The organism is Microcystis sp. LSC13-02 (assembly GCA_002282935.1).
GTDB lineage: Bacteria > Cyanobacteriota > Cyanobacteriia > Cyanobacteriales > Microcystaceae > Microcystis.
In genome coordinates this window covers 1-8,861 of the sequence record MTBT01000103.1, presented here as the reverse complement: position 1 = coordinate 8,861, position 8,861 = coordinate 1, and the positions used below count along the sequence as shown (strand labels likewise).

At 44.2% G+C, this 8,861-nt stretch carries 9 protein-coding genes; 1 reads left to right on the top strand and 8 read right to left on the bottom strand.

The window, feature by feature from the left end; genetic code table 11:
• The first annotated feature begins 313 nt into the window (after positions 1-313).
• Positions 314-2,443, top strand: coding sequence for an NACHT domain-containing protein (locus BGL89_RS06245; RefSeq protein WP_286824950.1), 2,130 nt, complete (start codon positions 314-316; stop codon positions 2,441-2,443).
• Positions 2,444-2,641: 198 nt separating this feature from the next.
• On the opposite strand, the gene BGL89_RS06240 is transcribed toward BGL89_RS06245, so the two are convergent.
• The 8 genes from BGL89_RS06240 to BGL89_RS06205 form a co-directional block, all read right to left on the bottom strand.
• Complete coding sequence (locus BGL89_RS06240; RefSeq protein ID WP_002759714.1) at positions 2,642-2,908, bottom strand: type II toxin-antitoxin system RelE family toxin; 267 nt, start codon at positions 2,906-2,908, stop codon at positions 2,642-2,644.
• Position 2,909: 1 nt separating this feature from the next.
• On the bottom strand, positions 2,910-3,191 hold the full coding sequence (locus BGL89_RS06235) for a hypothetical protein (RefSeq protein WP_002759713.1): 282 nt from the start codon (positions 3,189-3,191) through the stop codon (positions 2,910-2,912).
• A 212-nt stretch (positions 3,192-3,403) separates the two neighbouring features.
• A complete protein-coding gene (locus BGL89_RS06230; protein ID WP_286824949.1) occupies positions 3,404-4,648 on the bottom strand; it encodes a M23 family metallopeptidase in 1,245 nt (414 codons plus the stop codon).
• A 39-nt stretch (positions 4,649-4,687) separates the two neighbouring features.
• Positions 4,688-5,407, bottom strand: a complete 720-nt coding sequence (locus tag BGL89_RS06225; protein WP_286824948.1) for a biotin--[acetyl-CoA-carboxylase] ligase — start codon at positions 5,405-5,407, stop codon at positions 4,688-4,690.
• A 427-nt stretch (positions 5,408-5,834) separates the two neighbouring features.
• Entirely contained in the window at positions 5,835-6,479 is a 645-nt protein-coding gene (locus BGL89_RS06220) for a histidine phosphatase family protein (RefSeq protein ID WP_002759710.1), read from the bottom strand.
• A gap of 49 nt (positions 6,480-6,528) precedes the next feature.
• Positions 6,529-7,167 carry a histidine phosphatase family protein gene (locus BGL89_RS06215; protein ID WP_286824947.1) on the bottom strand — a complete coding sequence of 213 codons (639 nt, stop codon included), beginning with the start codon at positions 7,165-7,167 and terminating at the stop codon, positions 6,529-6,531.
• A gap of 565 nt (positions 7,168-7,732) precedes the next feature.
• Entirely contained in the window at positions 7,733-8,152 is a 420-nt protein-coding gene (locus BGL89_RS06210; RefSeq protein ID WP_002765893.1) for a YraN family protein, read from the bottom strand.
• Positions 8,153-8,347: 195 nt separating this feature from the next.
• A complete protein-coding gene (locus BGL89_RS06205) occupies positions 8,348-8,725 on the bottom strand; it encodes a DUF3110 domain-containing protein (protein WP_286824946.1) in 378 nt (125 codons plus the stop codon).
• Positions 8,726-8,861 lie beyond the last annotated feature (136 nt).

The following is an 8,861-nucleotide window of genomic DNA, read 5'->3' as shown; positions in this document are numbered from 1 at the left end:
TGTCGAAATGTCGTGCTTTGCTGTTTTATACTGGTCGGGGTTTCATCCCGTCGCTAAAAGCGAGGGTCTTCACCCCGACATTCAAGATAAATTTGCATTATTTTACAATCTGAGAAATGAGAGCCAAGGACAAGCAGCTATTCTCAGTTTAGCGGCTTAAGGATTAGAAACCCGCTTTCTTAAAGAAAGTGGGTTTCTGGGTTGATGAGAAACCCGCTTTCTGGGTTGTTGATGAGAAAGCGGGTTTCTGGGTTGTTGAGAAACCCGCTTTCTGGCTTATACTAAGGGTCAGAGGATTTACAGGGGTTAAGTTATGACAGGAATTGAAACAACCATTGTAACAGCATTGACTAATAATTTTATTGGCCAAATGATTAAATCGGGGTGGGAGGGTATTAATAAAAATGAGTTATTGAATAAAGATGTCGGGCAGCTTATCAAAGAAGGAAAGTATCTTTTTTTGCGGGAATATACTCAACGTTACTGGGATCGGCACGGCATGATTAAGGTTTTAAAAATGTCTAAGCCGATGGATTTGGAGTCAATTTATGTTAATGTCAAATGTTTGGGGAATTTAGTCAGGGATTATTATGATGAAAATTTAGAAAATAAATATCGTGAGAGTAAGCAGCGACGGTTTAACTTTAGGGATGATGGTAAAAAAGATGGTTTACTTTTGGCGAATCAAGAACAATATTTAATGGTACTTGGTGATCCCGGCATGGGTAAATCTACATTTTTGCGAAAAGTTGGGCTAGAAGCTCTCAAGGGAAATCAAGGCAGTTATCAGCATTCTCTAACACCTGTTTTACTGGAGTTGAAAAACTTTAAAGAAAACGAGATTAATATTCAGGCATTAATTGAAGAGGAGTTTAAAATCTGTGGTTTTCCCAATGTGGAAAAAAATATTAGCAATAAACTAGAAAAAGGAGAATTACTAATTTTATTAGATGGTTTGGATGAAGTGCCAACAGCTAATGTGAATAATGTGATTGAGAAAATTAAAGATTTTGTAGATAGGCATTATAAAAATCGTTTTATTCTCTCCTGTCGCACTGCTGCTAGAACTCATCTTCAACGATTTACCGATATTGAAATTGTCGAATTTGATGATCAGCAAATTCAAAGTTTTATTGAACATTGGTTTAGTTCCGAATTAGATTGCAAAAATGAGACAGCTAAAAATTGTTGGGAACTGTTGCAAAAGGAGGAGTATAAAAGTGCAAAAGAGTTAGCCCATACACCGTTATTGTTGACTTTTTTGTGTTTGGTTTATGATGAAAATCAATCGGTTCCCACAAATCGCAGTCGCCTTTATCAAGATGCGTTACGAATTTTATTGGAACAATGGTCAGCCGAAAAACGGTTACCTAATCGCGGTTTAGTTTATGAAAATCTCAGTATTGAGCAAGAAGAAATTTTGCTATCTGAAATTGCTTATCAGAATTTTGTAGCAGATAAACTTTTTCTAGAAAAACGAGAAATTGTTAAACAAATTAAAGATCACCTTAAACAAAACTTAAATGCTCCGCAACATCTGGACGGCGAAAAAGTATTAAAAACTATTGAAATTGAACAGGGAATTTTAGTAGAGCGGGCGAGAGATGTCTATTCTTTTTCTCATTTAACCCTTCAGGAATACCTCACGGCTCAGTATATCTATGACAATGATTTGATTGAAGAAGCAGTTAAGAATTATGTAACAGAAACTCGTTGGCAAGAGGTCTTTTTGTTAGTGGCGGGTTTGATGCGAGGGAAAGCCGATAAATTGTTATTAGCAATGGAGAAAGAAGCCCATAATTATCTTAAAACGCCCCTCGGTCAAAAATTAGTGCCGATTTTGCAATGGGCAGATGAGATGACTAAAGATTCTGTTGATAGTCCGATTAAACCTGTAGGAAGAAGAGCGAGTGCCTACTGCCACGCCCACGCCTACGCCTACGCCATCGTCAGTGCCAACGACCCCCTCATTCACGATCTCGGCGCCGTCAACCTCACCAGTACCTGCGCCTACGTCGGCCTCTGCTCCTACAACACCGCCTACGTCATCGCCAGAGCCTACGGCAACGCCTACCGCGAAATCTTCGCCATCTCCATTTATGGGTCTGTCCGGTTAGTTAACTTATTGGCTCAGTATCGAATTGTTTCTAAGGTTAATTTTTACCAATTAATCGCTGATTTAGAAGCTTTAAAACAAATTATTCCTGATGATAAAATAACTAAAAAACATCATGAAGAATTGGCTGATCAATTATTTAAAATGTGGAATACTGCTTTTAATTTAACGCCTGAATTACTTAATTTATCCCTCGACGCAATTAGCGAAATAGACAAGCATTATTTTTATATTAATCGCCTGATTCTCGACTGCCAAAAAGTGGCTGTTAATATTTCCCCTACCGTCTGGCAAGAAATCGAAGACCGAATGCTCCGCATTCCTTAACTTCTCCTTTTTTTCTCAAATCTTGCCTTTCCAATTGGATGAGATTAGCGAAATATTAACACTCTGAGGATTGGGAGCTTCAAAAACCTTGCATTACCATTTTTATAGAACACAAATTAGTGCAAAAAGAGGACAACAAAGCCTGAAACTCCCGCTTCCTGACTGACTTCAACAATAAACTTTTTCAGCAAACCCTATTTATTGGCGGTAAGCTTGACTGCGATGTTCAATCAGCAAGACGATAACTTGAGACTGACTATCATCAACTGTATAGATAACCCGATAGTCTCCAACGCGGAAGCGATACTTCCCAGCAAATTCTCCCTTTAATGCTTTAATTTGAGGGTGATTTTTCGGTGTTTCTTGAAGGAGTTTTAAACACTTAGCAATCTTCTTTTTTAAGATTGGATCCGCTTCAGAATAAACTTTATTTGCTTTAGCTGTCAAACGGACTTTATAAGTCATCTCAGCTTTCCCAATCAATGAGGCAACCTGATTGTAAATCCATTTCAGCTTCTTTCAAATGTTCCATAATATTCGGGATTGCTCTAATTTCTTGCGTTGCCTTTTCACTTTCTTTATCTGACAAATAAGCGGCAAATTCTAGAATCATCTTTAAATTTTCTACTGATAGGGTTTGTAAATATTGTTGAATCTTTTGCTGCATTAAATCGACCTGTACTAATGTTTCAGAATCTAAAAAATCTTCTGGAGTCGAGGGATTTACTTCAACGTCAGTTAGAGTCATATTTAATCAAGTGCTTCTCTCAAGTTTATTATTTGTATCTTAGCGTGTATCCCGTCTCCTGACTCCTGACTCCTGACTCCTTACCCCACAGTTAACTTTATTTTTGTCCAACTACTTAAGACTGCGAATGTATGAAAACGCATCAATTGGGCAAAAGCTCAACGATGCGTTTTTAAGCTCCAAAAACTGCTATAGTTGTCAGCCAGGACCAATCAATTCTGATTAGAGTCAGTGGCTGCGGCCATTTGCATTCTCTGTACCAGATTATCGAGGGCTAATTCTAGATGTAAACCGGCATCTACGGCGGTCCAACCCTGTTCGGTTAGGTGTCGCCATTCAAAGTGTAGGTGCGGACCGGTAGAAAGTCCCGTACTACCCACGCGACCGATAACTGCGCCCTGTTCCACCCATTCTCCCGGTTTGACGGTAATTTCCGAAAGGTGGGCATAACGAGATTCTTGACTACCATCGAGGTGACGTAAAATCACCGTTAATCCGTAACCTCCTAACCAGTCGGCGGTGGCCACTTCCCCTGCGTAGGCGGCTAATACAGGTGTTCCCATCGCTGCGCCTAAATCAGTACCTGCGTGCATGGCCCGATTCCCGCTGACCGGATGATTTCGCCACCCGAAAACCGAGGTAATTTGGGCGGGAAGAGCGAGGGGAAAGATTAAATCGGTGCGTTGAGTTTGGTTAGAATCCGTGGGACTTAAACGGGTGGCGCGCTCATAGGTGGTCGCTTCGCTGATTGCTTCCACTTCTGCGCGAGTCACCGGGGCCAAAGCTAATTTTACGCCATTCCATTCCGGGGGATTGAGGGCTACCACCTGACTGGCAATCACCGTCGGGGCGGCCAGACGTACCGGGGCGCTAGAAGCCACGAGAGTGGGGGCATAACGACGCAGGGAATTATTAGCGATAACCGGCTGATTTCGGGGCTGCCGTCCCACCCGCACGGCCGGATTGGGATTGAGACGTACCCGGGCCAGATTAACCGGGGGTAAGGGTTTGGCCACAGTGCTGACCGGCTGACGACGGGAGGCCCGGGCCGCCAGATTACAGCTACCTCCTACCAGTTGACCATTTTGGGCGATGGTTTGGCAACCACTGCGGCGCTCGGTGACAACAACGGAACTGGGGGGGTTAAAGTTTCTAGTATCGATAAAATTATTTTTACCGCCGGCCCGGGGGGCAAGGGTAGGCATATCGGTTTGATGATTTTCGGGGATAGCCAGACGGGGGGCAGGATTAGTATTTTCTTTGATAACGGGGGCTTTCAGAGTCGGGGCGGCATTTTCCACTACCGGGGTTTCGCTGCCAGTTTCGGAATTAGCGATCGCATTGGGAGCAAGAGTAATCAGACCGCTGATTACTAAACCGAGACCACTGCATAAACTCAGATTCTTTTTCCAGGATTTTCTCAGAAAAAGTTTCAATATCACCGATGAAGGATACATAGGGCGGCCTCACTTCTCACAGTTTAGTCAAAAAAATATTTAGACTTGATTATAACCGAGACTGACCCTACCCGCCGGTAGATAGATTTCGCTACTGGCATTGTCCGAGGTTAGTTTAACTTTTAATTCCCCTTGATCGCTTACCCCCGTTATTATGCCCTGATAGCCCTCGAAAACTATCTTTTGACCAAAATTGGCAAAAAGTTCTAAATAGGAGGCTAATAGGTTTTTTATACCGTAATTACAGTAATATTCATAGCCGTATAGGATAGCCTCGCTGGTGAGATCGGTTAATTGAGCGATCGAGGTGATTTTATTGCCAGCCAAAGCTTGTAAATTAATACCTGTGGGGGGGACAGGATTAGCCCAATTGATGCCCACTCCGATGACTGCTTCTGGGATGTTTTGGCCCTGAATACGGGTTTCTAGGTTAATTCCCCCTAGTTTGCGCCCTAATAATACCAAATCGTTCGGCCATTTGATTTTAACGGGTATTTCTTGACAATTCAGGTGATGAGCGATGCCCCAAACTGTAGCGAGAACGAGATGGGCAGATTTATCCACCTCTAAATCAAGATTTAACGCCAAAGATAAATATAATCCTCCCTGTTCAGAAATCCACTCCCGTCCCCATTGTCCCCTCCCGGCACTTTGTTGACTAGCAATCACCACAAAAGGCGGATTTTCCCCCGATTCTAACAATTGCCAAGCTTTAGTATTAGTGGAAGGTAATAGCTCAAACTGATGGATTTTGGGCATAAATTGGGAATTATGAATTATGAATTATGAAGTGGGGAGTATTTTCAGTGATCAGTAAACAGTAAACAGTAATCAGTGACCTGATACTAAATCCGTTGAGTATAGGCTAAATATCAGGAGAGGCACTCCTGCAAGTGGAGTGACTCTTAAATGATTACAGATGTGTCAGCAGCTGCGTGTAAGCATCCCACCGAAAAACTAATGCGCGGGGGGTTTGGGGGGTTCTACCCCCCAACGGGGGGTTTGGGGGGTAGAACCCCCCAAAAGCTTGGATTGAATGATCAAGTGGGAAGTAATACTAAATCCGTTGAGTATAGGCTACATATTCAGGAGAGGCACTCCTGCACAGGGGTGAATAAATAATCAGTTTTTAATAACTGGATTGAGCATGAAAACTCGCATCTGATCACTAATAACTGATCACTGATTAGGTGCAGGGGAGAGAACGCAGGTACTCACTGAGGTGGGAACGTAAACCGATGCCATGGAAAAGCGGGCCACGACTGCCTAATTCGACGATACTGACAGCGGCCACGGGCATTTCAAACCGATCGCGATAACGGCCCACATCGATACCCATCAGACTACAGAGCATGATCCGGATGGTGGCCTTGTGGGAAACAATCAGGATATTGCCATCACTGTGGGTGTGTTCAATTTCCTCCAAAACGGCCGCCGAACGACGGGCGATATCGATCCCCCTTTCCCCGTTGGGGGGGGCATTCCAAGCCGGATCCGTCAACCAGCGTACATAGAGATCATGATATTGACGATCGATATCGTTGGGGTGCATACCTTCCCAAAGACCATAACCGATCTCTTGTAATCCTTGGCGGATTTCTAATTTCAGTCCCACCGCTTCACAGAGGGGTTTAGCGGTTTGAATAGCTCTTTGTAGGGGACTGACGTAGGCCGCACGCCAAGGTAGAGAACGATAGACATCGGCGAATTCCTCGGCCATTTCGATGCCTTCGGCAGTCAAACCGGGGTCATTTTCTGGAGTACCACAGTATCCTCCCGTTTTGCTATAGGCCGTTTGTCCGTGTCGTAGAAAATATAACATCAAGCACATAGTTTTTCAGGAGACCAATTCCGGAGCTTTCCTGGTTACTGTTGACTGGTTAGGTTCCCGCTCGCAAGCGCAGGTCATTGCGGAGGTGAGAGCGATCGCCCATGACTTGAAAGAGGGGACCGTGTTCGGCTAATTCGACGATCGTCACCGAGGCCACGGGCATGGCAATTCGATCGCGATAACGGCCGATATCAATGCCTAAAAGAGAACATAACATGATTCGGATCGTTGCTTTATGGGAAACGATCAAAATATGGCCATCATCGTGATTATGGTCGATTTCCTCTAATACTTCCGAACTGCGGCGAGCGATATCGATGCCTTTTTCGCCCCCTGTGGGAGAATTCCAGCCCGGATCTGCTAACCAGCGCACATAATCATCATGAAACTCCCGATTAACCTCGGCTGCGGTTTTTCCCTCCCATTGGCCGTAGGCAATCTCTTTTAATCCTTCCCGTTTGTGGATGGGAATACCTAAGAGATCGCTTAAAGGGGTGGCCGTGGCCATGGTGCGCTTGAGGGGACTAGAATAGATCCCTGTCCAAGGCACATCTCGATAAACAAGAGCGAAATCCTTGGCCATTTCATAGCCGGCCGGGGTTAGTTGCAAGTCTAATCGACCGCAAAAACTACCCGCTTGACTGGCTGTGGTTTCGCCATGACGCAAAAAGTAAAGTTTGAGACTCATTTTTTGGGTTCCTCTTCTATTTGTGACCCTCTCCCACTTATAGTGATACTAAATCCTGTTTAAAAAGTAAAACCCCACACCCCACACCCCACACCCTACACCCTGCCCCTAGGAAAAACTTTTTCAGCCGACCCTATATATAGTTTTGTAACGGCAATTTTTGCTAAAAATCAATAAGTGTAAACTTTAATCACAAGGTCGATCGAGTCCTGACAAACGTGTTATCTTAAAGACATAAGGCACAAGGGAAGCGACTCAACTTCCTTCCAGGCAAAAAGACCTAGAGCCTGTGCCACCTGCTCTAGATCAACGCAACAGCTAAATCGGACGCAGATTCTCAAAGTTTGTAAAGTAAAGTATGGTTTCGCCTCTGTTGCTCGATATAGGACAGATGGAGTGAGCCGTAATCAGCACCTGAGTCGGTAAACTGAGGAATCTTGATAGTTGACAGATAGACTGTTGTGGGTTCTGTAAACCTCTATTGTATTGAGTCCGTTAATTTTTTAGGAGTTCATATCGTTTGTACAAGATGAAGCCCGCCTCCCTAGGCGGGCCTATTGTGTTTTTAGAAAACCGCCACGAGATATTCCTGTAATTGCAATTGATAACCTGCCTGTAGCTGACAGGGATAATCAAGGGAAAACTCAGGTAAAGCTAATAGAGAACTTTTTTGACAACTAACTAACGCCACATCGAAGCGACAGCTTAAATCAGACCATTGGGGATAAAAGGCGAGAAATATCTGGGCAGCTTGGTAAATTTTCCCTTGTTTACGGTCATTGATCGCTAATTTGCCCCCTAAATCCCAATTGCCAGCACTGCGGGTTTTAACCTCGACGAAAGCGAGAGTCGCCTGAGATTTAGACAAGACGATTAAATCGATTTCACCGCCAGCACTACGCCAACGACGCTGGAGGATATGCCATTGCTGTAATTGCAACCAATCCGCCACCAAATTTTCGCCCAATTCCCCCACGGTTGTCATATTCAGTGATCAGTGATCAGTGATCAGTTATCAGTGGTCAGGGAACAGGGAACAGGGAACAGGGAACAGGGAACAGGGAACAGGGAACAACGCCGATTTATTGTCCTGTCTTCTGACTCCGAACTCCTGACTACTGGCTACTGTCTCCTGTCTCCTAACCAAGCAGGACAATTTTCGATTTTTACAAGAGGTTTATTACAAAAGTCCTTCTAGACGACGACGGATGCTGTCTAACTCCGCATCGGGAATCTCGGAAAACTCCTCCTCGGCGGGGGGGACTTCCTCTTTTTGCCAATCCAACTCCTCGGCATTGCTTTCGGGGGGAATTACCAACATACCCGCTTCAATCATTTCCGCTTGATAGCCGGCGTCGCGACAAAATTCTGCCACTTCCTCCGAATCAATTTTCTCTACCGTGGGAGTCGGAAAATCCTGTGCCTCTAACAGCAGAGCATAACGGGTGGCATCATCTTCCGATTCAAACATCAACACCTTATTGATAGCTCCCATTTGAATGGTGTGGATACCTTCGTTTTCTGTGCCTGCGTTAAAAAGTAGTACAAATACACGCATAATTACTATTAGCGATCGATAAGCGGTGGTCGTCTATACTCATTTTACCGCTCAACTAAACTTACTCAAACTTACTTAAAAGTCTGAAAGCTTAGTCATTCGTAGTGGGTCAAGCACTACAGGATTAAACGGCAAA

Excerpts from the sequence above, each read along its gene's own strand:
- BGL89_RS06245 (WP_286824950.1), top strand. The coding sequence starts at position 314 with ATGACAGGAATTGAAACAACCATTGTAACAGCATTGACTAATAATTTT.
- BGL89_RS06240 (WP_002759714.1), bottom strand. The coding sequence starts at position 2,908 with ATGACTTATAAAGTCCGTTTGACAGCTAAAGCAAATAAAGTTTATTCT.
- BGL89_RS06235 (WP_002759713.1), bottom strand. The coding sequence starts at position 3,191 with ATGACTCTAACTGACGTTGAAGTAAATCCCTCGACTCCAGAAGATTTT.
- BGL89_RS06230 (WP_286824949.1), bottom strand. The coding sequence starts at position 4,648 with ATGTATCCTTCATCGGTGATATTGAAACTTTTTCTGAGAAAATCCTGG.
- BGL89_RS06225 (WP_286824948.1), bottom strand. The coding sequence starts at position 5,407 with ATGCCCAAAATCCATCAGTTTGAGCTATTACCTTCCACTAATACTAAA.
- BGL89_RS06220 (WP_002759710.1), bottom strand. The coding sequence starts at position 6,479 with ATGTGCTTGATGTTATATTTTCTACGACACGGACAAACGGCCTATAGC.
- BGL89_RS06215 (WP_286824947.1), bottom strand. The coding sequence starts at position 7,167 with ATGAGTCTCAAACTTTACTTTTTGCGTCATGGCGAAACCACAGCCAGT.
- BGL89_RS06210 (WP_002765893.1), bottom strand. The coding sequence starts at position 8,152 with ATGACAACCGTGGGGGAATTGGGCGAAAATTTGGTGGCGGATTGGTTG.
- BGL89_RS06205 (WP_286824946.1), bottom strand. The coding sequence starts at position 8,725 with ATGCGTGTATTTGTACTACTTTTTAACGCAGGCACAGAAAACGAAGGT.